The organism is Cognatishimia sp. (genome assembly GCF_964229375.1).
Classification (GTDB): Bacteria; Pseudomonadota; Alphaproteobacteria; order Rhodobacterales; family Rhodobacteraceae; genus Cognatishimia.
The window spans coordinates 1-25803 of sequence record NZ_CAXREH010000185.1 but is presented as its reverse complement, the minus strand read 5'-3'; the positions used below and the strand labels follow the sequence as shown (position 1 = coordinate 25803).

The following is a 25803-nucleotide window of genomic DNA, read 5'->3' as shown; positions in this document are numbered from 1 at the left end:
TCAGTCCTCCTCAGAACCGGACTCGGTTTCAATTTCGTCAAATGCGTCTTCGTTCAGCACACCGGCCTCTTTACGTTGACGCAGCATTTCTTTGATTAGGTCGTCGGTCAGCACCAGTTTCGCGTCAGACAGCCAGTCAAACTGCAGCCCCACGGTGCCTTGTTCGATGTTGATCAGAACTTCTTCGCCTTCAACACCGGCAATCACGCCTTTGAAGCGTTTCTGACCATCGATCAATTCGCTGGTTTCAACCTTGGCTTCATAGCCCTCAAAGGTGTCAAAGTCTTTCAGGCGAGTCAGCGGGCGGTCGATGCCGGGGCTGCCAACTTCAAGCGCGTAGCCGTCTTCGATCGGGTCTTCGACATCCAGAACCGCAGAAATCGCGTTGCTGATCTGCGCGCAGTCATCGACCTCGATGCCGCCTTCTGGTTTTTCCGCCATAATCTGAAGCGTATGTGTTTTGCCGCCCATAAAGCGCAGGCGCACCAACTCAAAGCCCATGTCTTCGATGACAGGGCCAACGATCTCGGCAAGACGGCGATCCATCGCAGATTTGGCAATCATATTGCTCATGCGTTTGTCCATTCAGAGCAGCGGGCACAAAAAAACGGGCCCGCGGCCCGTTGTCGTTTCCGGTGGGCGCTGAGGTTCAGCGCGCCGCTGTTGAGGGGGATATAGGCGGTTCAGCCTGAGTCTGCAAGCCCTCAGTTCTGACCCGCCCAAAGCCGCCTAGTCGTCCTGCCACTTCGCGTCCCGATGTGAGCCGTCGCAATAGGGTTTATTGCCCGACAAACCACAGCGACACAGCACGTATTTGCGCTCGGATTGGCCTTCTCCCTGCGGCGCAACCGGAGACACCACATCCTTGACCCAATAGGGGCCATTCTTTTCCACCTCGATCTCGGCACGGTCGGCAAACAGATGCGGCGGCATCTCGTCGGCCAAAGCAAGCGCGCCAGATGGGCAGGCTGCAATCACGGCGCGCACCTCTTCGGCGCTGCCATTGTCAGGCTGCACCCAGGGTTTCTGTGCCGGATTAAAAATATGGCTGGCAAGGCGTCCACATTCAGCCGCATGGGAACACAGCAACGGATTATAGGTCACCGACACCTCGGTGCCGTCATAGGTCAGAATTCGATCGCGCCCTGACGGTGTCCCGCCCCTGCTTTCAAATCCAATATCTTTATGCGACCCGTCACAGAACGGTTTGCTTTTAGACGCACCACATCGGCACAGCGCCATAATGGGTTTGGTCTCGACCTCGCTGCCGTCCGTGTTTTTCATGGACGACAGACCTTTGACCACAAGCGGGCCGTTTTCGCGTTCTTCGATGGCTGGGGTGTCAGACATGCGTCTCTCCTCTGGCTATGCACAGAAGGCTAGCGCGAACACTCCGTTTGCCAAATAGCAAAGACCGCGCGCGGACGCACAGACGCCCCGCACTAACGCGAGACTTAGGCCTCGATCATATCCACGCGCGTTGCGTGACGACCGCCTTCGAACTCTGTGTTCAGAAACGCATCAACAATCTCTAGCGCGAGGCCTGCACCGATCACACGTGCGCCCATCGACAGCATCTGCGCATTGTTGTGCGCGCGGATCATCTTGGCTGAAAACACATCAGAACAAACGCCACAGCGGATGCCTTCGACCTTATTGGCCGACATCATAATCCCCTGCCCTGTACCACAGATCAGAATGCCCAGATCCGCATCGCCCTGGGCGATCATCTCGGCGGCTTCGCGGCCGTGCTTGGGATAATGGGTGCTTTCCGAGGTCATCGGACCGATATCAATCGCCTCATAGCCACGGTCCGCCACGTGTTGCGCGATAGATTTGCGCAGCTCGATATCGGCGTGGTCGCTGGACAGAACAATGCGTTTACTCATGGCTTTCAGATCCCCAAATCAGAATGTGATTGCCTTTTGTCTGGAAACGCCCGCCCGAGCAATCCCCAAAAGAAAACGCCCCGCAAAAGCGAGGCGTTCCCTGTTTGATATGGCGTAAAGCTTACGCGAACCACCAGCGCTCGATCAGGCGCGAGCTGTCCATCTGGAACACGTTACCGATTGTGCCAGAGTTGGTCAGTTTCGTGGAATGCGCGTCGACGTAGTTTGCATACATCGGAATGACAGTTCCACCTTCTGCGGACATGATTGCCTGCATCTCGTGGTACTGCTCGCGACGTTTGGTTGCGTCAAGCTCTGCACGTGCGGTCATCAGCAGCTCTTGGAAGCGTGCGTTTTCCCAACCGGTGTCGTTCCAAGGAACGCCAGTCTCGTAGGCAGTCGAGAACATCCAGTCTTCGGTCGCACGACCGGACCAGTAGCAAGCACACCAAGGCTTCTTCAGCCAAACGTTGGACCAGTAACCATCCGCTGGTTCCTGAACAACGTTGATGTCGATGCCAGCTGCTTTCGCAGACGCCTGATACAGCTGAGCCGCGTCAACAGCGCCCGGGAAGGCCGCGTCGGATGCGGACAGGTCAATCGACAGACCGTCCAGACCTGCTTCTTTCAGCAAGGACTTCGCGAGGTCTGGATCGTAGGTGTTCTGCGGAAGATCTGCCGCAAAATACTGGTTCGCTGGACCGATCGGAATATCGTTCGCAACAGCACCGTGACCCAGAAGGATCTTGTCGACCATTTCCTGACGGTTGATCGCGTGCTTCAGCGCCTTACGCACTTTGACGTTATCAAACGGAGACAGGCCAGTCAGCATCGGGAAGGTGAAGTGCTGGTTACCAGTCACCTCAAAGATGTTGACGTTCGGATTCGCTTTCAGAAGCGCTTCGGTTTTAAAGTCAACGCGGTTCACCGCATCAACCTGACCTGTCATCAGGGCGTTCATACGCGCGGATGCGTCGTTGATCGCGATGACTTCGACAGAGTCAAACCAGCCTTCGGACCCGTCTTTATAGTGACCGTCAACGCGGCTCATAACGGTGCGCACGCCTGGGTCAAAGCTTTCGACTTTATAAAGACCTGTACCGATACCTTTGGCGATCGCTTCTTCGATCTGACCCGCTGGGTACATCAGGATGTGGTAGTCTGACAGCAGGAACGGGAAGTCCGCGTTGCCAGCCTCGAGAGTCAGCGCCAGCTCGTGGTCGCTGATTTTATTCATTTCGGTGATTGCCGAAACGATTGGCTTCGCTGCGGATTTCGCACCTTCGGCCACGTGCATGTTCAGAGATGCCATAACATCGTCTGCACCGAACGCTTTGCCGTTGTGGAACGTCACGCCCTGGCGCAGCTTAAATGTCCAGGTCTTCGCGTCAGGGGTTGCCTCCCAGCTTTCCGCCAGTTCGCCGATCAACTGACCGTCTGCCGCAACCTGGGTCAGCGTATCAAACACCGCGCCATGCGCTGTCATGATCATGTAGCTGTCAGAGTGTGTCCGGCCATCCCAGCTGTCGGATGTGTTCGCACCCGCCAGACCAAGACGCAGAGTACCACCACGCTTCGGAGCCGCCTTCAGAGGCACACCGGTTGCAGCCAGAACACCAGCTGCTGCACCGGTCTTTAGAAGGCCGCGTCTGCTAATTTGTGTCATTCTCATTCTCCCTAGTGAGGACAAAGTCATGTATTGGTTATTGTTAATAAGAGGTTACATTTTTTCTACGGCGGCATCGCCGATGTTTTCTACCCCTCGCTCATTTAACAGATTTGTCAGCCAGTCCGGGTCCATTTCAGGAACCGAGCTGAGCAACAGATCTGTGTAGGGATGATGCGGAGGCTGGAACATGTCTTCTTTCAGACCCTGTTCAACCACACGCCCATCCTTCATCACCACAACCTCATCCGCGATCGAGCGGACCGTCGCGAGGTCGTGCGTAATAAACATATAGGAAAGCCCCAAGGTGTCTTGGAGTCGTGCCAGCAATTTCAGAATGCCCTCGGCCACCAGTTGGTCCAGCGCCGATGTGACCTCGTCACAAATGATGAACTTCGGCTCGGCCGCCAGCGCGCGGGCAATCCCGATACGTTGCTTTTGACCGCCGGACAGTTCTGACGGCAGACGGTTGTAATACTGGCTTGGCTCCAGCTCGATCTCTTCGAGCAGGTTTTCCACCCGACGCCGCTTCTCGCTTCCGGTTAGGCCCATGTAGAACTGAACCGGACGCCCGATCAGCTCGCCAATCGTCTTGCGCGGGTTCAGCGCCGTGTCCGCCATCTGGTAAATCATCTGCGCCTGACGCAACTGGCCGCGATCGCGTTTGCGATAGTCCAGCGGCAGCGACTGGCCGTCAAATTCTATGTGACCCTTGGTCGGCGGCAGCAACCCGGTGATACACCGCGCGGTCGTCGATTTGCCGGATCCGGATTCCCCAACGACTGCAACAGTGCGCGCCTCGTGAATGTCAAAGCTGACATCGTGCAGAACTTTGGCCGTCCCATAGGCCGCATCGACCCCTTTCACGGACACAACCGGCGTGGTGCCAGTGTGAACCGCGGGCTTTTGCGGACGCTGAAAACTGCGCACAGCCCAAAGCGATTTGGTGTAATCCTCGGTCGGATCAGACAGCATCTTGCGCGTCTCGGCCTCTTCGACCTCGTCGCCTTTCAGCATGACTTTGATCTTGTCCGCCATCTGCGCCACGACGGCAAGGTCGTGCGTGATATAGATCGCAGCGGTATCGAACTCTTCGACGATCTCGCGGATCGATGCGAGAACTTCGATCTGAGTCGTCACGTCAAGCGCAGTGGTCGGTTCGTCAAAAATGATAAGCTCTGGACGGCAGGACATCGCCATTGCCGTCATCGCCCGTTGCAACTGACCGCCTGAAACCTGGTGCGGATAGCGGAACCCGATAGAGTCCGGGTTCGGAAGGCGCAGCTTGCGATACAGCTCCATGCCGTCCGCTTCGCTTTCAGACTTGGACATGACGCCGTGCTGTGTCGGCGCCTCGGTGTGCTGATCCATCAAACGGTGCGCCGGATTAAAGCTCGCCGCCGCAGATTGCGCGACATAGGCGATGCGTTTGCCAAGCAACCCACGCTTCACGGCAGCAGAGGCGTTGACCAGATCGATGCCGTCAAACTCTGCCTTACCGCTGGTGATCTTACAGCCGTCGCGCGTGTAACCCATCGCAGCCAAACCCAGCGTGGACTTGCCCGCCCCGGATTCCCCGATCAGACCCATCACCTCACCTTTGCGCAGCTCAAAGCTCGCGCCTTTGATGATGGGGTGCCAGACTTCGTCCGAACGACCGTCGATATAAATATCGGAAACTTTCAGAAGGAGATCTTTTTCACTCATGTCTATCTCCTATTCTTTCAGGCCCGAGGATGCGTGCAGCATCCAGTCGACAACAAAGTTAACCGCGACCGTCAGCAAGGCGATGGCACCGGCTGCCAGCAATGGCGCTGTGGCCACTTGCGGCGCAAAGGCTGCAAAGTTGATGAACTGCGCAAGGTCACGCACCATCGTGCCCCAATCCGCCAGCGGTGGCTGGATGCCCACACCGAGGAAGGACAGCGACGCAATCGTCAGGAACACAAAGCAGAACCGCAGACCAAACTCGGCCAGCAAAGGTGCAACCGCATTTGGAAGGATCTCGCGGAACATCAGATATCCCAAGCCCTCGCCCCGCAATTTCGCGGCCTCGATATAATCCATGACCACGATATTCAGACCCACCGCACGGGCCAGCCGGAACACGCGGGTCGAGTCAATCACCGCGATGATGATAACCATATAGAAGGTCAGCAGACCCTTCTCGGATCCAGCCCAAGCAGACGCGATCGTCATCAGCAAAAGCGCAAAGATCAGTGAGGGGATCGCCATAAGCACATCAACGCCGCGGGACAAAAGCTGATCCAGCCAGCCTTGCAAAACTGCGGCAAGGAAGCCAAGGCTAGCCCCGATGAAGAACGCCAGACAGGTGGTGGCAAAGGCAATACCAACTGTGTTCTGCGCGCCATAGATCAGGCGACTTAGAATATCGCGGCCAATCTGGTCAGTGCCCAATGGGAAATCAGGGTTGCCCCCCATCGCCGGATTGCCGCCGGGAACCACATTGGCCGATCCAAGGATCTCTTCCTGTCCATAGGGCGCGATCGCACCTGCGAAAATGGCGACGAACGCGTAAATCAGGATCATCATCACGCCAAAGCTGGCGGTCAGTGGCATGCTGCGGAACAGTTTACGCGATGCGGCCGTTCCGACCGTCCGCCCCAACAGGCGGAACACCCAGGCGGCAATGCCAAACAGAATGAACCCATCTACGGCGACGCGGAAAAAGAAGTACTTGTTCGCAATCGAAGGGTCTACGGTGCGCGCCACATAATAGGTCCACACCGCCCAGATCAGACACACCGCGCCGAGCACATAACCAAAGGCGACGCCTGTCGGCATATCGCGGAAGAACGGAGCATTAGAGGTCGCCTTCTGGCCAGCAAACCGGAACACCCAGCCAGCGGCCAACAGACCCACGGCGAAAAGAATAAGTTGGATCCAGATACTCATTTCGGATGCCTCAGACGTGGGTTGGAGATTATCGACAGGATGTCAGCTGTCAGGTTCAACAGGATGTATGCGGATGCAAAGATCAGACAGCAGGCCTGAACAACCGGGATATCGCGGATCTTCACACTGTCGACGAACAGCTGGCCGATGCCGGGATAAACAAAGACAACCTCGACAACCACAACGCCGGTGATCAGATACGCAAGGTTCAGCGCGATCACGTTGATGATCGGAGCCAGTGCATTCGGCAGCGCGTGCTTCACAATCACCCGCGCGGGCGACATGCCCTTCAGACGCGCCATTTCGATATAAGGCGAAGCCAACAGGTTAATAATCGCCGCCCGCGTCATGCGCATCATATGCGCGGTCACAACAAGGGTCAGCGTCAGCGCCGGCAGCAGGGTTTTTTCAAGCCGCTCCGAAAAGGCCATATCCGCGTAAATGTTGGACAGCGACGGCAAGATCGGGTTCAGCACCGCAAGGAACAGGATCAGGACATAGGCCAGAAAGAACTCAGGCGACGAAATAGAGCTGAGCGTGAAGATGTTCGCGGCCCGGTCAAACAAAGAGTTGCGATAGAGCGCCGCCAACAGGCCCAGGATAATCGCGAAGGGCACCGCGATCATCGCGGTCACACCTGCAAGGAACATCGTATTGGCAAACCGTGGACCGATCTGTGCGGCCACTGACCCCATCGTGCTAGCCCCGTCCGTGCCCACGAAGGAGGCAAAGTTCGCCTGCGCGAAGCTATTGCCGAGATCGCCTCGCACCGCACCGCCGAGCCACTCGAAGTAGCGCGTCACCGGAGGCTTATCGAGCCCGAGGTCTTCACGGATAGCCGCGACGGCTTCGGGCGTCGCTCCCTGGCCCAAGATCGCTTGGGCAAAGTCTCCTGGCAGCATGTTGACGGCTGCGAAGATGACGATGGACACAACAAACAGCGTAAGCACACCAAGTGCCAAACGCTGCACAATAATTCGTAAAATAGAGGCCAATTGTCCTCACCTGGTTGGGTTTTGTTTTTGATTACCAACCATCGTGAGTTGAGGACGTCGGGCTGTAAAGAACGTAGAAATGAAATCAGAGAAGATATTGTGTTCGGCCTTCCCCTGGGGCGCAACAGGTTGGGCTCACGCTCTCAAATGGATAGTTTCTGCTATTTTTTGGATATATACATTGCTGTATCTGGACTTAAGCCGAGGCAAGGGAATCCATAGTTCTGACCAATTCCGCGCTAATGCCAGGTTCTGACAGCGCGTGACCTGCGTCACGAATGATGCTCAGATGCGCGGCGGGCCACAAATCCGCGATTTTCTTGCCCGTGTGTGGCGGACAGATCATGTCATAGCGCCCCTGCACGATTCGGCCGGGGATATGCGCAATCCGGCCCATGTTTTCAAAAATCTGACCGTCGGTCTCTAAAAACCCGGAATTGATAAAATAATGGTTCTCAAGCCGCGAGAACGCATGTGCATATTCGGCGGGTGGCAAGGCTGTGCTGCCGTCCGAATACACAGACGCCAAGGCATTTTCCCACGCAGCCCAGGCACGTGCATATGCAATTTCGGTGGTCAAATCACCGCTGAACAGCCGTTTGTGATAGGCCGCAATCATATCGCCGCGCTCGTCTTCTGGCACCATATTGGCGAATTTCGCCCAGGTTTCCGGGAAAAACTGCCCCGCACCGCCGCCATAGAACCAGTCCAGCTCGGCTTGGGTCATTGCAAAGATACCGCGCAGGATCAGCGCAGTCGGACGCTCCGGATGCGTCTGGGCATAGAGCAACGCCAATGTCGCGCCCCAGCTGCCGCCAAACACCACCCATTGCTCAATGCCCAGTGCATCTCGAATCCGTTCGATGTCGGAAATCAGATGCCATGTCGTGTTGTTCTCGGTGGACGCATGCGGCTTGGAACGCCCGCAACCACGCTGGTCAAACAAAACAATGCGATACACCTTGGGATCAAAATAACGCCGCATCGTCGGGCTGCATCCACCGCCGGGGCCGCCGTGAAACACCACAACGGGTTTACCTTGCGGGTTGCCGGCCTGCTCGACATAGATCTGATGTCCGTCGCCCATATCCATCATACGGCGGTCGAAAGGCTCGACCGGCGGATAAAGATAAGAAACTGCGCGCTTTTGACCTGAATGTTTGTCCATAGTGACACTATATAGTAACTCGCGCACAAAAGATCATATGGAGATCAGAATGCAACCCGAGTTGAATACAGTTGATCCATCCGAAGTGGCCAAATTTGAAGCAATGGCCGCAGAGTGGTGGGATCCGAAAGGCAAGTTCAAGCCGCTCCATATGCTGAACCCCTGTCGTCTGGACTATATCACGCAGCAAATCGCGGCAGAGTATGATCGTGATCTAAACACCGCGCGTCCGTTTGAGGGGCTGACTATTCTGGACATCGGCTGCGGCGGCGGTTTGCTAAGCGAACCCATGGCCCGCCTGGGCGCAACGGTCGTTGGCGCAGATGCGGCCGAACGCAATATTCCCGTCGCCCAAATTCACGCCGAGCAATCCGGCCTGACCATCGACTATCGCCACACTACAGCCGAAGCGATCGCTGCAGCAGGTGAGCGGTTCGACATCGTTCTGAACATGGAAGTCGTCGAGCACGTGGCCGACCCGCAAGAGTTTCTGACCTGTTGTCAGACCTTGCTGAAACCCGGCGGCATCATGATCTGTTCCACCCTGAACCGGAATCCCAAAAGCTTTATGATGGGGATCATCGGCGCAGAATACGTCATGCGCTGGCTGCCAAAAGGCACGCATGAGTGGAGCAAGTTCATCACGCCAGACGAGCTCTATGCCTTTTTGCAAAACGGTGGTCTGACACCGGTGGACCGCAAGGGATTCGTGTTCAATCCGATCACCTGGGGCTGGTCCATCTCGGACCGAGATCTTAGCGTAAACTACGTTACCACAAGCCAAAAACCAGCCTGATCAATCGGTCACGCAAACCTCTTTTTCAAAGTCGAACTGGCCGCCCTGCTCGGTACAGGCGTCCACCGCGGCCGCGTGCTGGATCGTAGGGATTGTATAGACCAGAATAAAGACGACCGCCGCGCCAACGGCGACCAGATTCATCGACTTTTTGCGAACTGGCGTCATGCATCTTCCTCCAGCTTCACCCGCAATTCGCGCAGGATCGGCAGGGCAGACCGCACCCGATGCTCGCCCAACTCGACCACCACTTCCGAAATGATCGGCGCAATATTCGCCAGCGCAGCATCACGGGCGCGTCGCCCTGCGGGGCTGATGGTGACCAGCTTGCGGCGCGCATCATCCCAATCCGGACGAATATGCACATTCCCGGCCGCTTCCAGCTTAGCCAATGTATTGGTCATTGCACCGCGCGTAACGTGAAAGCTTTTGGCAAGCTGCGCAGGGGTACGCTCGACACCCGAGTGAGACAGATGGTTCAACACAGAGAAATGCGACAGTTCCATCCCCTTGGGCAGCGCTTTGGTCAAGCGGCTGCGCGCCAACTGATCCGCCATCAGGATCTCGCTGAACAGCGAAATCGCCAGCGCATCGGTGTCATTTTGAGAGTGGGCCATCAAATTTCGTCTCATGGGTCAGCGAAGGCACACGACGGCGCGCCTCGGCCACTTGGTCGCGGTCAAGATCCACATATATAGTACAAGGATCAACCCCTGCTTCGGCGACAATTTCGCCCCAAGGGGACACAACCAGTGAATGCCCATAAGTTTTGCGTTTTGGCGCATTCTCTCCGCACTGCGCTGGCGCCAGAATCCAGCATCCGGTTTCAATCGCCCGAGCGCGCAGCAAAACATGCCAATGCGCAGCCCCCGTCACCCGCGAAAACGCAGCAGGCACGGTGATCACATCGGCCCCAGCCCGCGCCAATCCCGCAAACAGCGTTGGAAACCGCACGTCATAACAAATCGTCAGCCCAATTTTCGCAAAAGGAGTCTCTGCCGCAACGGACTGCGTGCCAGGCCGGTATCCCGATGATTCTCGATAGGTCTCTTCCGGCGTGACCTGAACGTCAAACATATGGATCTTGTCATAGCGCGCGCGGATCTCGCCCTGCGGATCGATCAGAAACTGCCGATTGGCAAATCGCCCATCCGGATCCGTCGTCTTGAGCGCCAGTGACCCGATCGTCAGCCAGATGCCATGCGTGCGGGCTGACTCACGCAGTCCGGCCAGCGTCGCGTCTTGGTCTTCGGTCCGCAATACCTCGTTCTGATGCGCCCGACTTGCCGACACACAATTGGACACTTCGGGCGTCAGAACATATCCAGCCCCCTGCCCTGCCGCCTCGGCGATCCGGTCTTGCAACATCGCAAGGTTTTGGTCCGGAGCCTCTGACGACGTGATCTGCAGGAGCGCTGTTTTCATAATCAGGCCAGCATTTTATCCAGCTTGCCGCCATGCTCCAAAGCCATCAGATCATCGCAGCCACCAACGTGTTTGCCGTCGATGAAGATCTGAGGAAAGGTCGCCCGGCCACCAGAGCGCCGAACCATCTCTGGTTTGCGATCAGGGTTCTGCCACACGTTCACTTCGGTATAGGCCACAGATTTCCGGTCCAGCAAAGACTTTGCCGCCGCACAAAAACCGCAGAGAGGGCGGGTATAGATTTCAACTTGTTTCATGGATCGACTTCCTATCTGTCAGTGTCTTGCGCGATTTAGTGATCCAATGCAACGCGTGCCAGAGTGATGATGTCAACTTTCCGTGCGCCAATTGACATCAAAACCCGGGCCGACGCATCCAGCGTAGCCCCCGACGTCATAACGTCATCCACTAAAAGAATGGCGCGCCCCTGAACCTTACTGGCCTGTTTTGGGTTGATGACAATCGCAGAGCGCATCGTCTGACGCCGCGCATCACGATCACCCTTCAGAGGCTGTGTGGCGACACGCCGTTTCAATGCGTCCGGACAATGGTCCACGTCCAGCTCGCGGGCCAAGGCAGTCGACAGCAACGCCGCCTGATTGTAGGTGCGCTTCAGCATCCGCCGCCAATGCAGCGGGACCGGCACCACCAGCATGTCCTCGCACACCAAATCCCGCGCGCGTCGCGCCATCCACTGCGCCATCACAGCGGCCATATCCGTGCGATCTCCGTGCTTCAGGCGCAGGACAAGCTGACGCGCAAATGACTGATACTCCAGAACAGACCGCCCGCGATCCCAGGCGCGCTCCTCTCCCAAACAGGCATCGCAATGGGCAATTTCGGCAGGGTCCGCCCCCAACAACGGAACCCCACAGTCGTCACAGCTGACCCCTGTCACAAAGGGTGTCTCACGCCAACAGGCGCCACAAAGACCAAAGTCCCCCTCAACCAATGTCCCGCACCCAAGACAGCGGGACGGGTAAATCATCTGCAGCAAAGTTTGTGCTTGGCGAAATTTCATCCTAGATACCGCTCATGACCCAATCGCCCCCTCAAATGACCGACCGCGCCGCGCTGCTGCGCAACCGCCAGCGTGCCCAGAAACCCAAGGGGATGTTTCTGCAAACGCTGGTCGCGGACGACATTCAGGATCGCCTAAGTCTGGTTAACAGAGACTTTACCGACATCGCGATCATCACGGGGTTTCCCGACATCTGGCAGCCGCGAATGCCCGATGCGACGATCGTGTCAGACACAGACACCCTCGCCCTGACCGCCAAAAGTCACGACCTGATCATCCACGCACTTGCGCTCCATTGGGCAAATGACCCCGTCGGACAACTGATCCAGTGTCGCCACGCATTGAAAGATGACGGCCTTTTGCTGACGGCAAGCTTTGGTGGCCAAACCCTGCAAGAGCTGCGCGCCTGCCTCGCCCAAGCGGAATCCGACGTGACCGGAGGCCTCAGCCCCCGCATCCTGCCCATGGGGGAAATCCGCGATCTGGGCGCACTTTTACAGCGCGCGGGCTTTGCCCTTCCGGTTGCCGACAGCCTGCCATTGGATGTCAGCTATGAAACCACGTTGGACCTGATGCGTGATCTGCGCGCAATGGGCGAAAACAACGCGCTGTTCGCGCGCCGCAAAACCGGCACCGCCCGCGCGATTTTTGCCCGCACCGAAGAACTCTATCGCCAGTCATTCGCAGAAGACGATCGCCTCAAAGCCACTTTCGAGATCATTTTCATGACCGGATGGTCGCCAGATGAAAGCCAGCCAAAACCGCTGCGGCCCGGCTCGGCCAGCGCCCGTCTCGCCGATGCGTTGAAAACCAGTGAAACCAAGCTAAAACCGTGACCGCTTTCTCTTGCCATAAATATCCAAACTTGGGCCGCAGGCCCAAAATGACGCAATCCCATATTTGACGATTGACCCAAACCGCCAAGACACTATCTCTGCTTCAATTCAACACATTGGGAAGCCCATGACCACGAACGCCACCCGCCCCGAGCATGCCCCCTCTGACCACCCAAAGGTCGCGCGTGGCAAAACTGGCATCCTTCTCGCCAATCTGGGAACGCCGGACGACTACAGCTATTGGCCAATGCGCCGCTATCTGAACGAGTTTCTCTCGGACCGTCGTGTCATCGACTATGCGCCTTGGAAATGGCAACCGCTGTTGCAGCTGATTATTCTGACGAAACGGCCGTTCACCTCGGGGGCCGCATATAAGTCGATCTGGAATCACGACAAAGGCGAAAGCCCTTTGATGACGATCACCAAAGACCAGACCGCCAAGTTCGCGGATCTTATGGCCGAACGCTACGGCGACCGCGTCATGGTGGATTTCTGCATGCGGTACGGCAATCCTTCGACAGAGTCCAAGGTCCGCGAAATGGTCAAAGCGGGCTGCGAGCGTATTCTGTTCTTCCCGCTCTACCCGCAATATGCGGGCGCCACCTCTGCCACGGCCAATGACCAGTTCTTTCGCGCACTGATGAAGGAAACCTGGCAGCCTGCATCGCGCACCATCGACCCCTATTATGCGGATCCACGCTATATCGATGCTTTGGCCAACTCGGTTGAAGAGGCCTATGGGCAGCTCGACAAAAAGCCAGACATCCTTGTCGTCAGCTATCACGGCATGCCCTTGCGGTATCTGAAGCAAGGCGACCCTTATCACTGTCAGTGCGCCAAGGTCACACGCCTGCTAAAAGAGCGCCTGGGTTGGGAAAACACGGATCTGGTCACTACCTTCCAGTCGAAATTCGGACCCGAAGACTGGCTTCAGCCCTATACCGTCGAAGAAGTTGCGCGACTGGCCGAGGAAGACGGCAAGAAAAACATCGCCGTTATCGCCCCCGCCTTCTCTGCGGACTGCATTGAAACGCTCGAAGAGATCAACGAAGAGATCAAAGAGAGCTTTGAGGAAGCGGGCGGCGAAGTGTTCACCTATATTCCATGCCTCAACGATCGCGACGATCACATGCAGGCACTTGCGGATATCGCGACGGAAAACTTGCAAGGCTGGCTCTGACCCATACTGTCCACACCCAGACACCCCGGTCTGGTGAAGGAGTAGTTCGTGTCCCTGCAAAGTTTTCTGCAACCCGTTGTCGGTCTTATTCTATGGACACTTGTCGTCTGGCTGTGGATGTACGCCACCCGCATCCCCGCGATGAGCAAAGCCCATGTGCATCCGCAAACCGCTCAAAGTCCGCGTGGGGCTTGGCGTGAAAAACTGCCCGAACATGTGAATTGGGTCGCCGATAACTATAATCACCTGCACGAGCAGCCGACGGTCTTTTATGCCCTGATGCTGACTTTGGCGCTTCTTGAAAGCCAGAGCGCAACGGCGCTGACGCTGGCCTGGATCTATGTCGCGCTGCGCATTTTGCACAGCTTGTCGCAGATCTTGGGCAATCGCGTTGTGGTCAGGTTCGGGATTTTTGCCCTCTCAGGACTGGTCTTGGTTGCACTGGCTGCACATGCGGCTGTGGCCGCCTTTACGGCGTAACCGCACCCGTATCTGCTGGGCGCAAAATAAAAGAGGCGCTGCCAAAGCAACGCCTCTTTTTGTCAAAAGCAGAAAATTCTGCCTTAAACTTAGTTGTCCAGAGCAACCGCCAGGATCGCCAGAACCAGCAGTGGAACGACGATGTTGGAAGAAGAGGATGCTGCCTCTTCCATAACAACTTCTTTTTCCATCATTGCTTCTTCCATGCCACCTGCGAATGCGGTGGAAGCTGCTGCAGTAACTGCTGCTGCGAGAACGAGTTTTTTCATAGTAGTACCCTCCAGTATCAGCTTGCGCCAAAATTAAAGAATGAGCGCAAGCACGTAAGACTTACCTCGTGATTCCTGTGTAATGGCTTGATCCTGATCTTTGCAAACCTAATCACACACTTATCCAAGGCTCAGCGCCATAATGTGGTCAAATTAGCAACACTTGAGTGCCAACTTTGGCCATTTCGAACAGTTCTGCGATGTGCTCATTGTAAAGGCCAATACAGCCATTAGACGATCTGCGTCCGATTTTTCTTTCGTCATGCGTACCGTGGATCCGGTAGTAGGTCCAACTCAGATAAAGTGCATGTGTTCCCAATGGGTTATCCGGCCCAGGACCGACAAATTCCGGCCATTCTGGATTGCGTTCACGCATGGCTGGCGTAGGGCGCCAGCTTGGACCTTCGACCTTGCGTACAACTTTTGTGCGACCCAATCGGGTGAGGTCCTCAGTCAGTGGAACCGAAGATGGATACAGCTTGTAAGTGTTTCCATCCTCGCTCCAATAGTGCAATGCGCGGCTTGTTGTATCGCAAAGGATGGCCCCGTTTTTCAGATTCTTGAAATACGGCTCCCAGGATAACCCTCTGAAACTGGAAATATTTCGACGCGAGGTTTCGATCTCGGCCTCGATCTCTGTGGTCGACTCTGCATTTACGTCGTCTTGCGCCAAAGCCGGCGCGCCCAGGAACGCGGTGCTGGTGGCCAAAAACTGGCGTCGGTTGACGCGACCAAACGGAGAATTGCGCATAATATGCCCCTCAATGACATAGGTTTGGCGGCAATTTATGGCTGTAAAGCCGCAGTCGCAAATCAAACAAGCGTCATCTTGCCATGGTCACAGGAATGTGGGCTTTCAACGCAACGATACTCGGGCTAAAGAAATGGGTACGCAAAGACCAGAAATAGAGGGGTTCTCATGCGTTTTATTGCTGTGTTGATGACCATTGTGATCACCGTATCCGGATGCACAATCGGCGCCCCATCTGCCCCTACTCTGGGAAGTGACGGAAAACCGCTCCCACGTCTTTATAAAATCAAGGACCGCGATGTCGGGAAAATCCAGCTACGAATGCTGGATTCGGTAAATGCTTTGCGCCGCGCTGCCGGTGTCAGCGCGATTGAAATGGACGCAAATCTGATCGCAGCCGCGGCCACCCATGCGCTGGATATGTCGGTCCAAAACCGCCCTTGGCATTTTGGTTCGGATGGCTCATCGCCACTGGAACGCGTTGCGCGATCTGGATTTACCGGTGAGCTGATCGGTGAAACCATTTCCGAAACATTCGAAACCGAGCTGGAAACCCTGGCCGCCTGGACCGAAGAGCCCGGCTCTCGGGCTGTGATCATCGATCCGGATGCAACCGATATGGGATTTGCCTGGCTGCAAGAGCCGAACGGGAAAATCTGGTGGGTCATGGTTTTGGGCGCAGAAACAAAGCCCGAGTTGATCGCCGAAGCGCAGTAATCACTCGCGGATGACGACCTTGGTGCCGGTCTCGACCATCGTATAAATCTCGCGCATTTCACGGTTTGTCACCGCGATACACCCAAGCGTCCAGTCGATCAGATCGCTCTGGTACCGTTTCGGCCGCCCGTGAATGAAGATATCTCCCCCTGGATCAACGCCCAGCGCTTTGGCCTCTGCAATGTCCTGCTCATTGGGGTATGAAATTCCCAGAGACAAATAGAACTGGCTTTGAGGGTTGCGCCGGTCGATCTCATAGACGCCTTCGGGCGTGCGACCATCCCCCTCTTGGACCTTATCGCCAATAGGCGCAAACCCGAGGCCAACGTCATATTCACGCAGCACGATCGGCCCGTGCATCAGATACATTTTACGCTCGGCCTTTTCGACCACGATGCGCGTGACCTTTGGCCCCGTATAGGTGCCAACACTTTGACCGCAGGCTGCCAGAAACAGCCCTGCTGCAATTATCAGAAAAAACGCCCGCATTTTATGCTCGTTGTTGTTTGGCGCGACCTTATCACGAAAGCCTAAAGCGGCCCACCTCACAAATACGTCAGCGCGTAAATGCGCCGACCAGTTCGACGTGGCTGGACCAGCGGAACTGATCCACGACCTGAACCCACTCCAGCCGATATCCCGCGTCCACCAAAACACGAGCGTCACGCGCGAAAGTCACGGGGTTGCACGAGACGTAGGCAATACGCTGTAGCGACGCGCGCGCCAATTCCGCAGCCTGCGCCTGAGCGCCTGCGCGGGGAGGGTCGATCACCACGGCGTCGCATCTCAGATCTTCGGCCATAACCGGATTGCGAAACAAATCCCGCGTTTCCACCGAGACCCGTTTAAGACCCGTCGCCTCGCGCCAGCCTCGATCCAGCGCTTTCATCATCGCGCCTTCGCCTTCGATGGCATGCACCTCGGCGGTTTTGGCCAGCGGCAGTGAAAACGTTCCACAGCCCGCAAACAGGTCGAACACCGATTTTGCATCGCCAACGATCTCAGACACAGCCGAAACCAGCGCCGCCTCGCCGTCCTGTGTGGCCTGCAAAAACGCTCCCGGAGGTGGCACGACCGAGGCCACTCCAAACCGCTGCACCGGAGGGACCAAGGTCGCGATGACCTCGCCGTCCCAGGTCAGACGCGCGACTTTCAACCGTTGCGCTTCTTGCCCCAACTGCGCTTGAAACGCGCCATCCAAGGGTTTGCCGCCGCTGACCGCCACGTCCAGACCGCCCGCCGACAGCGTTGCAGTCACCGACAATTCGCCTTTGCGAGAAGCGCCCAACACCGCAAGCACCCGCGCGATGTCCAACGACGGCATCAAGTCGGGGTGCAGCACATCACAGGTCGAAATTTCCGCGATCACCGAGCTGGCGCGCATGTGAAACCCGGCCATCGCGCCTTTTTTCGTACGCCGTGCAGAAATCACCGCCCGACGACGGCTGCGCGGGGGCGAGGTTTTGATCGGACGAAAGTCGCTTTCCACGCCCACGGCGGCCAGCGCCTGTCGCACGACGTCGACTTTCCAGTCCTGAACAAACGCATCAGACGCATGTTGCAAACCACATCCGCCGCAGGTTTTGAAATGTGCGCAGGGCGCTTTGACGCGATGATCCGATGGGGTCACCACACGCAGATCACGCAAGCGATCCCCTTCCAGCACACCGCTGACCGTCTCACCCGGCAGGGACAAAGGGGCAAAAACGGGGCCAGAGGCGATGCCGTCGCCATGGTGTCCCAGTCGTTCGATAAAATGTTCGCTGCGTGTCATCCCGCGCCTTTACCCTGTCGGCCTGCCAAAGCAAAGCATCTTGGCGTGACTATAGCCGCTTCAGCAAGGTCTCTTTGCTGGCCAGAAACCCGGACGCAATCCAATGCGACTCAAGCTCTTTCAAAGCGCGCCCCAAATCCGCGCCGGACAAGGCTGGCATCAAATCAGAGGCCGTGATTGGGAAAACAGCCTGCTCTGCACGTGTGATGTCTGAGTCCAGATCCGCTGGCACCGGAGTTTCAAATACCGCTGCCCGCAATAGCGCAACGGACAGAGCGACGTCGCGACCGTGACGGTAGGCCTGCACCGCACTCGTTTCAGCCGACTCAAGACCCTCACGCAGTAAAGCCAAATGATTGGTTTGCTTCTTGGAAAGCCGCAACGCATCCGCAACATCTGTGCCGCCAAGAACCGCCAGCCTGCGCATGGCATCGGGCGGTACAGGCATGGTGGCCTCCAGATGCACCAGCGGCGCAAGCGCGCGGTCATCCCCACCGGGCAAAATCTGTCCAAGAACACCGCAGTGCCGCATGGTCGCAACCGACGGCGCCGGATCAGTCGCGGCAAGCAGCTTCAGGATTTCCGCACCGATCCGCTCATTCGAGATCTTGGCCAGCCCTTCAGCCTGCGCAGCAATCGCAGCCAACGTGTCTGGCTCCATCCCGGCCTGCGGATCGCCGTACCACGCATGGAACCGAAAGAACCGAAGGATGCGCAGGTAATCCTCGCGAATGCGTTGGTTTGGATCGTCAATAAACCGCAGAACCCGTGCCTTAAGATCTGCGAGACCTGCCAATGGGTCCAGCACCTTGCCGTCTTTGTCGGCGTAAAGCGCATTCATGGTGAAATCGCGACGGCGCGCGTCATCAATCACGCTTTTTGAAAACGCCACAACTGCGCGGCGCCCATCCGTCGCCACATCTTTGCGAAAGGTGGTGATCTCATGCGCGATACCGCCCGAGACCACCGTGATCGTGCCGTGGTCTTTGCCCGTCGGGATGGGTTTAAGACCAGCAGATTTGGCAATCGAGATCACCTGATCGGGCGTTGCGTCCGTGCTCATGTCCACGTCTGACACCGCAACGCCCATCAAGGCGTTGCGCACGCAGCCGCCCACCGCATAGACCTTGTGACCGGCGTTATCCAACATCGCAAAAACCGCCTGGGTCTCGGCGCGCGTCAGCCAATCACCCGAGACGATCACACCGACATCCTTTCAGCCAACCCACGCAGTATTCGCGCAGTGGCCCCCCAAATGTAATAAGGTCCAAATGGCACCGTATAGTAATGCCGCCTTTGCCCAAGCCAGCGCCGTCCCTGCACAGAAAAATTCGCTTTTTCAGTGACATGCGCAAGAGGTACATGGAACACCTCTTCTACTTCACCCGGCTCAGGTTGGATTTGAAAATCCCGTTCGATCAGTCCAACAACAGGCGTCACGGTAAAGCTGGTGACGGTTTCATGCGTTGGCAAAACCCCCAGCACTCGCACTGCGTCTTCGGGAAGCCCGATTTCCTCGCGCGCCTCGCGCAGTGCAGCGGCTGTCACATCCGCGTCGCTGTCTTCTTGTTTGCCGCCGGGAAAGGCGATCTGGCCGGGGTGATGTTTCAGATGGCTCGCGCGTTTGGTCAGCAAAACCTGCGGGGTGCCGTCAATCACCTGAACAGGCATCAAGACGCCCGCCGGTCGCAGCTTGCGTCCCTCGGGCAAAACCACCCCTGGGTTCAAATCAAAATCGGACGAGCTGGCGGAATCCCGCGCCAAAGCTGCGTGCAAGGGCGCGAGAGGATCCGTCATTTTTCCGCAGCCTTCCGGGCTTTTTCGGCCTCAAGTCCAACCGTTTTTGGGTCGAGTCTGTAATGCGTGCCACAGAACTGACAGTCTGCCGTCACCCAGCCCTCGACTGTTGTCATGCGCTCGATATCCCGCGAGGAATAGATCGACAGCGATTGGCGCACCTTGTCCTCGGAACAGCTGCACCCGAATTTCACCGATTGCGCATCAAACACACGCGGCGCTTCTTCGTGGAACAGGCGCACCAAAAGATCCGCCGGAGTCACAGACGGGCCGATGAGTTCAAGTTCCTCGACGGAGTTCAGCAAGATATTGGCGCGGTTCCAGTTTTCTTCGTCATCGTCAAACAGCAGATCCGACGCCACAAGAGTACCGCCCTCGCCAGACCCACCTTCGCCCGAGGCGAAAGGCGAGGCTTTCGGCATATGCTGCAGCATCACGCCGCCTGCCCGCCAATGCTCTTCGCCGCCGGCCTCTGTGGATTTGCCGAACTTCAGCGAGAATCGGGTCGGCAGCTGTTCTGACTGCGCAAAATAGCCCTCGGCGCTGGCGGCCAATGAGCCCCCGACCAAAGGCGCGATACCCTGATAGGGCTGCATGCCTTCGCCCTGATCGATCAGAACCGCGAAATACCCGTTGCCAAGCTGCGCAAACCCGTCGCCCTCGGTCAGACGCTCGGGATCAAAACTCGCATAGGCGCGCATACGGGCGGGTTCGCCCTCTTGAGACGGGCCATAGTAATCCGTCGCGATCATGCGCACGGGACCGTTGGTCTGCACCTGCAACGACAACTTCCAGCGCAGCTTGACCGACTGGCCAATCAACGCGGTCAGCAACGCCATTTCCGCAACCAAAGCTTCAACCACCGGAGGATAGGCGTGCTGTTTCAGAATGCCATGCAGCACCCCGTCCAGCCGGGCCACCCGGCCGCGAATGTCGGAATTGTCCAGTTGGAACGGCAATACGGTGTCGTCCCATGCGATTTTATTTCCAAGAGTCATGATCTGTCCTTGGGGGGTTTACGAGAGCGCCCAGAATTGGCATACCGCGACAATATAGGAGCGGCAAGACGCGTGAAAAGGGCCAGTAACTCATGATTAGACGGTTTGGAACCCCTCCTGACGGCGCGCGGCGGTATAAACGACGCCCCGGCGCATATGTCGCCTTGATCCGCGGCGACGACATTTTGGTGACGCGTCAGTATCTTCCCGACACGATGGACACGCCTGAAATCCAGCTGCCCGGCGGCGGTATCGATCCCGGCGAGTCGCCAATTCCCGCGTTGCACCGCGAAGTCTATGAAGAGACAGGCTGGCATATGACGGCCCCACGGCGACTGGGGGCGTTTCGGCGGTTCACCTTTATGCCGGAATATGACCTCTGGGCCGAAAAGCTTTGCACGATCTATGTTGCGCGGCCCACGTTACAGATCGGACCCCCCATTGAGCCGGGGCACCAAGCCGTCTGGATGTCCAAAACACAAGCGCTGCATGCGTTGGTCAACGATGGCGACGCGTTTTTTGTAGCGCGTCTTTAGACGGCTTACGCGACGCGCGCGTACCCGTCAGATCACAAACTGCGCCAGCGTTTCGTCCTGCGTGATGTCGGTATAGGTCATGCCCAGCGCGTCCAACTCGCCGAAAATCCGCTCGAAGTTCGCGGGATTCTTGGTCTCGATCCCGATCAAAACAGAGCCAAAGTTGCGGGCGGATTTCTTAAGGTATTCAAACCGCGCGATATCGTCTTCTGGCCCGAGAATGCCCAGAAATTCTTTCAAGGCGCCCGGCCGTTGCGGCAGACGCAGAATAAAGTATTTCTTCAGTCCTTCGTACCGCTGCGACCGCTCTTTGACTTCGTTCAGACGCTCAAAATCAAAGTTGCCGCCCGAGGTGACACAAACCACGGTTTTGCCTTTGATCTCGTCCTGAATATCGCGCAAGGCGTCAATCGCCAGCGCACCGGCCGGTTCAAGGACGATGCCTTCGACGTTGAGGATTTCAAGGATGGTCGAACAAATCCGGTCCTCGGGCGCTGCCAACACATCCGAAGGATCGATGGTTTTTAGTGCCTGAAACGTGGTTTCGCCAATCCGCGCCACAGCAGCGCCGTCCACGAAACTGTCGACGTGCGCGAGCGTTGTAGGCGTGCCCGCATGCAACGCGGCGGCAAGGCTTTGGCCGCCTTCAGGCTCGACCAAGGTAAAGCGGCAGGCGTCCCCGAAATACTGGGTCACACCCGCAGACAAGCCCCCGCCCCCAACCGGCAAAACCACGCGATCAGGCGCGCGGCGCAGCTGGTTTTCGATCTCGACCCCGACCGAGGCCTGTCCCTCGATCACATCCGGGTCGTCAAAGGGCGACAGAAACGTGCCGGACGCCTGCGCGCAATAGGCCTGCGCCGCGGCAAGCGTGTCATCAAAATAGTCTCCGACCAGCCTCACTTCGATGGACTCACCGCCAAAGACCTCAGTTTTAAAGACCTTCTGCTGCGGGGTCGTCACCGGCATGAAAATCACACCGCGCACCCCGAAATGACGGCACATATAGGCCACGCCCTGCGCGTGATTTCCGGCCGACGCACAGACAAACAGATCCTTGGTCGAGTCGGCCGACAAAACCTTGCGCATCGCGTTAAACGCACCGCGCAGCTTATAAGACCGGACAGGCGTCAAATCTTCGCGTTTCAGGTAAATCTCGGCGCCATAGCGCTGAGACAAATGGGCGTTGCGCTGCAGAGGCGTGGCATCAAAAACGCTGCGCATGGCAGTTTCGGCAACTTTGGCACGGGTACGAAACTGGGTCATTCAGCCCCAATGACGCAGGTTTCGCCCCAAAGCAAGTGCTCGGGGCGAAGTATGTTTATGTATACCGAGACCTACAGCTCGCGGCCTTCGACGTAGTGGCCGTAGAGCGTGGTGAGGATGCTGGCGTTCAGCATGCCAATTGCGAAACCGATTAGGAGATTTACTGCAACACCGACTAGGTACAAAGACTCAGTCAGAATCCCGGCGACAAACTGAAGGCAGAACTGAAGAATGGCTACAAGTACAACAGCCACGATCAAAGCAAAAGCCGCTCCTTTAGTTGCGTTAAAGGATTGGCGTAAAGAAAGTGGCTTCCCGATTGCTGCTGCCGGGAGGATCAAAGACCACCGCACAAACAGAACTGTCACCAGCAAGCCAAGAACAATTCCAGTAACGAGAAAAGCCACAAAACCACCGCCGGCAGCGCCAATCACAACAAACACGATTGTCAAAGGAATGCCGATAAGGATTCCCACACCAAAAAGCTTTAGAACCTGAATAAAATAAGCCCACATCCTATCGCGGTTAAACGGCGGAACCCAACCATTTGGTTGTTCGTTCAGCAAGATAAAGCGGTGCCACGCTACAATGACCCATATCGTGAAGCCTATTGAGAGAAGTAAATAGAAAGTAAGACCCGTAAAATAACTTCCGAACTGTTCAGGCTCCAGAACGGGAGCCTGAGCGAAGGGATCAGAGTCAAACAAATGTTCACTCATAATTGCCAGATCACTGAAAGTAGCGATTGTTCCCAAGATCAAAATTGTCGCAATCAAAATCGGTGCGAGTGCAATCTGCAATACTTCCCCTTTATTCCCCCACAGCATCGCAACTGCATGTTTAAAAATCAGCCAACCTTGCATGGCGTGTCCTTTCTCAAAATTCTTCTTTACGACCACAATTTTTTGGCCGCATATCCCACGCACTTACACACGGCTTGCCCTTAGTGTCAAAACCCGTTACGCCCCCGCTGTTGTCCGACGAAGGGGAAAGCTTAATGTCCGCGCCTAAGAAAGTTGTTTTGGCCTATTCTGGTGGCCTTGATACCTCGATCATCCTGAAGTGGCTGCAAACCGAATACGGTTGCGAAGTCGTCACCTTTACCGCTGACCTTGGTCAGGGAGAGGAACTGGAGCCTGCGCGTGAAAAGGCCGAGCTGCTGGGCATCAAGCCAGAGAATATCTACATCGAAGACATCCGCGAAGAGTTTGTGCGCGACTTTGTCTTCCCAATGTTCCGCGCCAATGCGGTCTATGAAGGTCTGTATCTTCTGGGCACCTCGATTGCGCGTCCGCTGATCTCTAAGCGTCTGATCGAGATCGCAGAAGAAACCGGTGCCGACGCTGTGGCGCATGGCGCAACCGGCAAGGGCAACGATCAGGTCCGTTTCGAACTTGCGGCCTATGCGCTGAACCCAGACATCAAGGTCATCGCGCCATGGCGTGAGTGGGATTTGTCCAGCCGAACCAAGCTGCTGGAGTTTGCAGAACAGAACCAGATCCCGATCGCCAAAGACAAACGTGGCGAGGCACCCTTCTCTGTTGACGCGAACCTTCTGCACACATCTTCTGAGGGCAAAGTCCTAGAAGATCCGGCCGTCGACGCGCCAGACTATGTGTACCAGCGCACCGTCGCGCCAGAGGACGCACCGGAAACGCCTGAATTCATCGAGATCTCTTTTGAAAAAGGCGACGCGGTTGCCATCAACGGCGAAGCGATGAGCCCAGCCACCATCCTGACCAAGCTGAATGAGCTGGGCGGCAAGCATGGCATTGGCCGTCTGGATTTCGTCGAAAACCGTTTCGTCGGCATGAAGTCCCGCGGCATCTATGAAACACCCGGCGGCACTGTTCTGCTGGAAGCCCATCGCGGCATCGAACAGATCACGCTGGATTCCGGTGCGGGTCACCTGAAAGACAGCCTGATGCCGCGCTATGCTGAACTGATCTACAACGGTTTCTGGTACTCGCCAGAGCGTGAAATGCTGCAGGCGGCGATTGATAAATCGCAGGAAAACGTCACCGGCACCGTAAAGCTGAAGCTCTACAAAGGTGCGGCGACCTGTGTGGGCCGTTGGTCCGACCATTCTCTGTATTCCGAGGCGCATGTGACCTTCGAAGAAGATGCAGGCGCGTATGACCAGAAAGACGCAGCAGGCTTTATTCAGCTGAACGCCCTGCGCCTGAAGCTTTTGGCAGCGCGCAACAAACGCGTGGCAAAGTAAGCTCCACTTACGTCACCATTGATCCAATTTCAAAGCCCGCCTACCCATGGCGGGCTTTGTTGTTTGGAGGATCCAAATGGATCAGATTGCCGAGAAAATCGGGGCCGGCCTGACGGGTAAGTCCTTTGATGGATCCTTGAAGTTTGACTGTGGTGACGATGGCGTCATCGTTCTGGCAGATGGCGCGGCCAGCACCACGGATCAGGACACCGACTGCACCATCAAAATCAGTCAGGACAATCTGATCAAATTGCTGACGGGCAAACTGAACCCAATGACGGGCGTCATGATGGGCAAACTGAAGGTCTCGGGCGATATGGGCGTGGCCATGAAACTTGGCAAGCTTCTGGCCTAGAGCTTCACCGCCGCCAGTTTTTCATAGTACGGCAGGGCTTGGTCCAGGACGGGCTGCAAGTCCTCGGCGATCTCGGGCATCGCCCCTTCTGCGCCAGCGAATGTTTCAGAATTCCATACAGCGCCGTACCAATGCGAGGCCCAGACCCCGTCACTGGGGTGGCCGCCTTTGGCCCAGCTCATCATATTTGGTGAAAACGCGATCCCGATGGCGTCACACAATGCCTCGAGTTTTTCCTGCGGCGCGGCGCGCAGATCGCTGCTGTCCAGAACCACCGGCGCATGGCCCCAGCCCGCCACCAAATCGAACAGTTCGGCCTGCTGACGAAACCCGATATCTTCAAGTGTCGGGTTTTCACGTTTGGCCGCGTAGCTTGCAATGACCCGCGCAGGATGGCGGATCAGAAACACATTCACCACATCGCGCATCCAATCTCGAGGCACCCCGTCGATCATATGCTGCGTCATATGCTTTTGATAATAATAGGGTTTCTGCGCTGGATTATCGCCCATCAGGCTCTCGACTACTTCGGTCGGGTCACGGGTTTGACTGGCCAGAATGTCGTCGCGCATCGGGTGGTCCAGACCCGTCATATCCAAATATGCCGCATAAAACGGCTCGTCGACCACCGCGCAATCAGCCCGGTTGCCAAAGCTGTACATCATGGCCGTAGACAGGTTGCGTGGGCCGCTCCACATGGCGATCTTTTTTGGCGGTTGCATCGAGACCTCATTCTTTTGCGCG

The 25803-nt window shown here is 56.7% G+C and carries 31 protein-coding genes; 8 read left to right on the top strand and 23 right to left on the bottom strand.

The window, feature by feature from the left end; translation table 11 throughout:
• From rimP to pip, 8 genes are all read right to left on the bottom strand, one after another.
• Positions 1-573 carry a ribosome maturation factor RimP gene (gene rimP / locus ACEQWH_RS13710; RefSeq protein WP_370231742.1) on the bottom strand — a complete coding sequence of 191 codons (573 nt, stop codon included), beginning with the start codon at positions 571-573 and terminating at the stop codon, positions 1-3.
• Positions 574-729: 156 nt separating this feature from the next.
• Positions 730-1350, bottom strand: a complete 621-nt coding sequence (locus ACEQWH_RS13705) for a CDGSH iron-sulfur domain-containing protein (protein ID WP_370231740.1) — start codon at positions 1348-1350, stop codon at positions 730-732.
• Between the two features lie 104 nt (positions 1351-1454).
• Positions 1455-1889: a ribose 5-phosphate isomerase B gene (gene rpiB, locus ACEQWH_RS13700; RefSeq protein WP_370231738.1), complete on the bottom strand. Its 435-nt coding sequence runs from the start codon at positions 1887-1889 to the stop codon at positions 1455-1457.
• Positions 1890-2010: 121 nt separating this feature from the next.
• A complete protein-coding gene (locus ACEQWH_RS13695) occupies positions 2011-3555 on the bottom strand; it encodes an ABC transporter substrate-binding protein (protein WP_370231737.1) in 1545 nt (514 codons plus the stop codon).
• 54 nt (positions 3556-3609) lie between these two features.
• Positions 3610-5262 carry an ABC transporter ATP-binding protein gene (locus ACEQWH_RS13690; protein WP_370231735.1) on the bottom strand — a complete coding sequence of 551 codons (1653 nt, stop codon included), beginning with the start codon at positions 5260-5262 and terminating at the stop codon, positions 3610-3612.
• A gap of 9 nt (positions 5263-5271) precedes the next feature.
• Positions 5272-6471 carry an ABC transporter permease gene (locus tag ACEQWH_RS13685; RefSeq protein ID WP_370231733.1) on the bottom strand — a complete coding sequence of 400 codons (1200 nt, stop codon included), beginning with the start codon at positions 6469-6471 and terminating at the stop codon, positions 5272-5274.
• Entirely contained in the window at positions 6468-7466 is a 999-nt protein-coding gene (locus tag ACEQWH_RS13680) for an ABC transporter permease (protein ID WP_370231732.1), read from the bottom strand. The genes ACEQWH_RS13685 and ACEQWH_RS13680 overlap by 4 nt, the downstream gene beginning before the upstream one ends.
• Before the next feature lie 196 nt (positions 7467-7662).
• The gene (pip, locus tag ACEQWH_RS13675) at positions 7663-8634 is read right to left on the bottom strand and encodes a prolyl aminopeptidase (RefSeq protein WP_370231731.1); all 972 of its coding nucleotides are present in this window, start codon (positions 8632-8634) and stop codon (positions 7663-7665) included.
• A gap of 49 nt (positions 8635-8683) precedes the next feature.
• Here pip and ubiG point away from each other — a divergent pair, with 49 nt between their 5' ends.
• Positions 8684-9430, top strand: a complete 747-nt coding sequence (ubiG, locus tag ACEQWH_RS13670; RefSeq protein WP_370231729.1) for a bifunctional 2-polyprenyl-6-hydroxyphenol methylase/3-demethylubiquinol 3-O-methyltransferase UbiG — start codon at positions 8684-8686, stop codon at positions 9428-9430.
• Here the strand turns inward: ubiG and ACEQWH_RS13665 are convergent, their stop codons facing one another.
• From ACEQWH_RS13665 to ACEQWH_RS13645, 5 genes are read right to left on the bottom strand one after another with little or no spacing between them, the layout of a single operon-like run.
• Complete coding sequence (locus tag ACEQWH_RS13665; RefSeq protein WP_370231728.1) at positions 9431-9598, bottom strand: hypothetical protein; 168 nt, start codon at positions 9596-9598, stop codon at positions 9431-9433.
• On the bottom strand, positions 9595-10047 hold the full coding sequence (locus ACEQWH_RS13660; protein WP_370231726.1) for a MarR family winged helix-turn-helix transcriptional regulator: 453 nt from the start codon (positions 10045-10047) through the stop codon (positions 9595-9597). The genes ACEQWH_RS13665 and ACEQWH_RS13660 overlap by 4 nt, the downstream gene beginning before the upstream one ends.
• The gene (locus ACEQWH_RS13655; RefSeq protein WP_370231725.1) at positions 10028-10855 is read right to left on the bottom strand and encodes a carbon-nitrogen hydrolase family protein; all 828 of its coding nucleotides are present in this window, start codon (positions 10853-10855) and stop codon (positions 10028-10030) included. The genes ACEQWH_RS13660 and ACEQWH_RS13655 overlap by 20 nt, the downstream gene beginning before the upstream one ends.
• Positions 10856-10857: 2 nt before the next feature.
• Complete coding sequence (gene grxC / locus ACEQWH_RS13650) at positions 10858-11112, bottom strand: glutaredoxin 3 (protein ID WP_370231723.1); 255 nt, start codon at positions 11110-11112, stop codon at positions 10858-10860.
• 35 nt (positions 11113-11147) lie between these two features.
• On the bottom strand, positions 11148-11876 hold the full coding sequence (locus ACEQWH_RS13645; RefSeq protein ID WP_370231721.1) for a ComF family protein: 729 nt from the start codon (positions 11874-11876) through the stop codon (positions 11148-11150).
• Positions 11877-11890: 14 nt separating this feature from the next.
• Here ACEQWH_RS13645 and ACEQWH_RS13640 point away from each other — a divergent pair, with 14 nt between their 5' ends.
• From ACEQWH_RS13640 to ACEQWH_RS13630, 3 genes are all read left to right on the top strand, one after another.
• A complete protein-coding gene (locus ACEQWH_RS13640; protein WP_370231719.1) occupies positions 11891-12712 on the top strand; it encodes an SAM-dependent methyltransferase in 822 nt (273 codons plus the stop codon).
• Between the two features lie 127 nt (positions 12713-12839).
• Entirely contained in the window at positions 12840-13892 is a 1053-nt protein-coding gene (gene hemH, locus ACEQWH_RS13635) for a ferrochelatase (protein ID WP_370231717.1), read from the top strand.
• A 48-nt stretch (positions 13893-13940) separates the two neighbouring features.
• The gene (locus ACEQWH_RS13630; RefSeq protein ID WP_370231716.1) at positions 13941-14372 is read left to right on the top strand and encodes an MAPEG family protein; all 432 of its coding nucleotides are present in this window, start codon (positions 13941-13943) and stop codon (positions 14370-14372) included.
• Positions 14373-14461: 89 nt separating this feature from the next.
• Here the strand turns inward: ACEQWH_RS13630 and ACEQWH_RS13625 are convergent, their stop codons facing one another.
• Both ACEQWH_RS13625 and ACEQWH_RS13620 read right to left on the bottom strand, forming a co-directional pair.
• On the bottom strand, positions 14462-14641 hold the full coding sequence (locus tag ACEQWH_RS13625; RefSeq protein WP_370231714.1) for a hypothetical protein: 180 nt from the start codon (positions 14639-14641) through the stop codon (positions 14462-14464).
• A 148-nt stretch (positions 14642-14789) separates the two neighbouring features.
• A complete protein-coding gene (locus ACEQWH_RS13620) occupies positions 14790-15392 on the bottom strand; it encodes a L,D-transpeptidase (RefSeq protein ID WP_370231712.1) in 603 nt (200 codons plus the stop codon).
• Positions 15393-15560: 168 nt separating this feature from the next.
• On the opposite strand from ACEQWH_RS13620, the gene ACEQWH_RS13615 reads away from it, so the two are divergent.
• Positions 15561-16109 (top strand): CAP domain-containing protein, encoded by a 549-nt coding sequence (locus tag ACEQWH_RS13615; protein ID WP_370231710.1) that lies wholly within the window; start codon positions 15561-15563, stop codon positions 16107-16109.
• On the opposite strand, the gene ACEQWH_RS13610 is transcribed toward ACEQWH_RS13615, so the two are convergent.
• The 5 genes from ACEQWH_RS13610 to ACEQWH_RS13590 all read right to left on the bottom strand — a co-directional run bounded on the left by ACEQWH_RS13610 (position 16110) and on the right by ACEQWH_RS13590 (position 20678).
• On the bottom strand, positions 16110-16598 hold the full coding sequence (locus ACEQWH_RS13610; protein ID WP_370231709.1) for a murein L,D-transpeptidase family protein: 489 nt from the start codon (positions 16596-16598) through the stop codon (positions 16110-16112). It lies immediately after the preceding gene.
• A gap of 67 nt (positions 16599-16665) precedes the next feature.
• The gene (locus ACEQWH_RS13605; RefSeq protein WP_370231708.1) at positions 16666-17883 is read right to left on the bottom strand and encodes a class I SAM-dependent RNA methyltransferase; all 1218 of its coding nucleotides are present in this window, start codon (positions 17881-17883) and stop codon (positions 16666-16668) included.
• A gap of 49 nt (positions 17884-17932) precedes the next feature.
• On the bottom strand, positions 17933-19087 hold the full coding sequence (locus tag ACEQWH_RS13600; protein ID WP_370231706.1) for a CCA tRNA nucleotidyltransferase: 1155 nt from the start codon (positions 19085-19087) through the stop codon (positions 17933-17935).
• Entirely contained in the window at positions 19084-19680 is a 597-nt protein-coding gene (locus ACEQWH_RS13595; protein WP_370231705.1) for a CoA pyrophosphatase, read from the bottom strand. Before ACEQWH_RS13595 ends, ACEQWH_RS13600 begins: the two co-directional genes overlap by 4 nt.
• Positions 19677-20678: an Hsp33 family molecular chaperone HslO gene (locus ACEQWH_RS13590; protein ID WP_370231703.1), complete on the bottom strand. Its 1002-nt coding sequence runs from the start codon at positions 20676-20678 to the stop codon at positions 19677-19679. Before ACEQWH_RS13590 ends, ACEQWH_RS13595 begins: the two co-directional genes overlap by 4 nt.
• Before the next feature lie 92 nt (positions 20679-20770).
• Between ACEQWH_RS13590 and ACEQWH_RS13585 the strand changes: the two genes are divergently transcribed.
• The gene (locus tag ACEQWH_RS13585; RefSeq protein ID WP_370231702.1) at positions 20771-21214 is read left to right on the top strand and encodes an NUDIX hydrolase; all 444 of its coding nucleotides are present in this window, start codon (positions 20771-20773) and stop codon (positions 21212-21214) included.
• 27 nt (positions 21215-21241) lie between these two features.
• On the opposite strand, the gene ilvA is transcribed toward ACEQWH_RS13585, so the two are convergent.
• Positions 21242-22480 (bottom strand): threonine ammonia-lyase IlvA, encoded by a 1239-nt coding sequence (gene ilvA, locus ACEQWH_RS13580; RefSeq protein ID WP_370231700.1) that lies wholly within the window; start codon positions 22478-22480, stop codon positions 21242-21244.
• 71 nt (positions 22481-22551) lie between these two features.
• Positions 22552-23343, bottom strand: a complete 792-nt coding sequence (locus tag ACEQWH_RS13575; RefSeq protein ID WP_370231699.1) for a hypothetical protein — start codon at positions 23341-23343, stop codon at positions 22552-22554.
• Positions 23344-23477: 134 nt separating this feature from the next.
• On the opposite strand from ACEQWH_RS13575, the gene ACEQWH_RS13570 reads away from it, so the two are divergent.
• Positions 23478-24704: an argininosuccinate synthase gene (locus ACEQWH_RS13570; RefSeq protein WP_370231697.1), complete on the top strand. Its 1227-nt coding sequence runs from the start codon at positions 23478-23480 to the stop codon at positions 24702-24704.
• 76 nt (positions 24705-24780) lie between these two features.
• Positions 24781-25059 carry an SCP2 sterol-binding domain-containing protein gene (locus ACEQWH_RS13565; RefSeq protein ID WP_370231695.1) on the top strand — a complete coding sequence of 93 codons (279 nt, stop codon included), beginning with the start codon at positions 24781-24783 and terminating at the stop codon, positions 25057-25059.
• Here the strand turns inward: ACEQWH_RS13565 and ACEQWH_RS13560 are convergent.
• Positions 25056-25781: an HAD family hydrolase gene (locus tag ACEQWH_RS13560; protein ID WP_370231765.1), complete on the bottom strand. Its 726-nt coding sequence runs from the start codon at positions 25779-25781 to the stop codon at positions 25056-25058. The two genes, ACEQWH_RS13565 and ACEQWH_RS13560, sit on opposite strands and share 4 nt — an antisense overlap.
• Positions 25782-25803 lie beyond the last annotated feature (22 nt).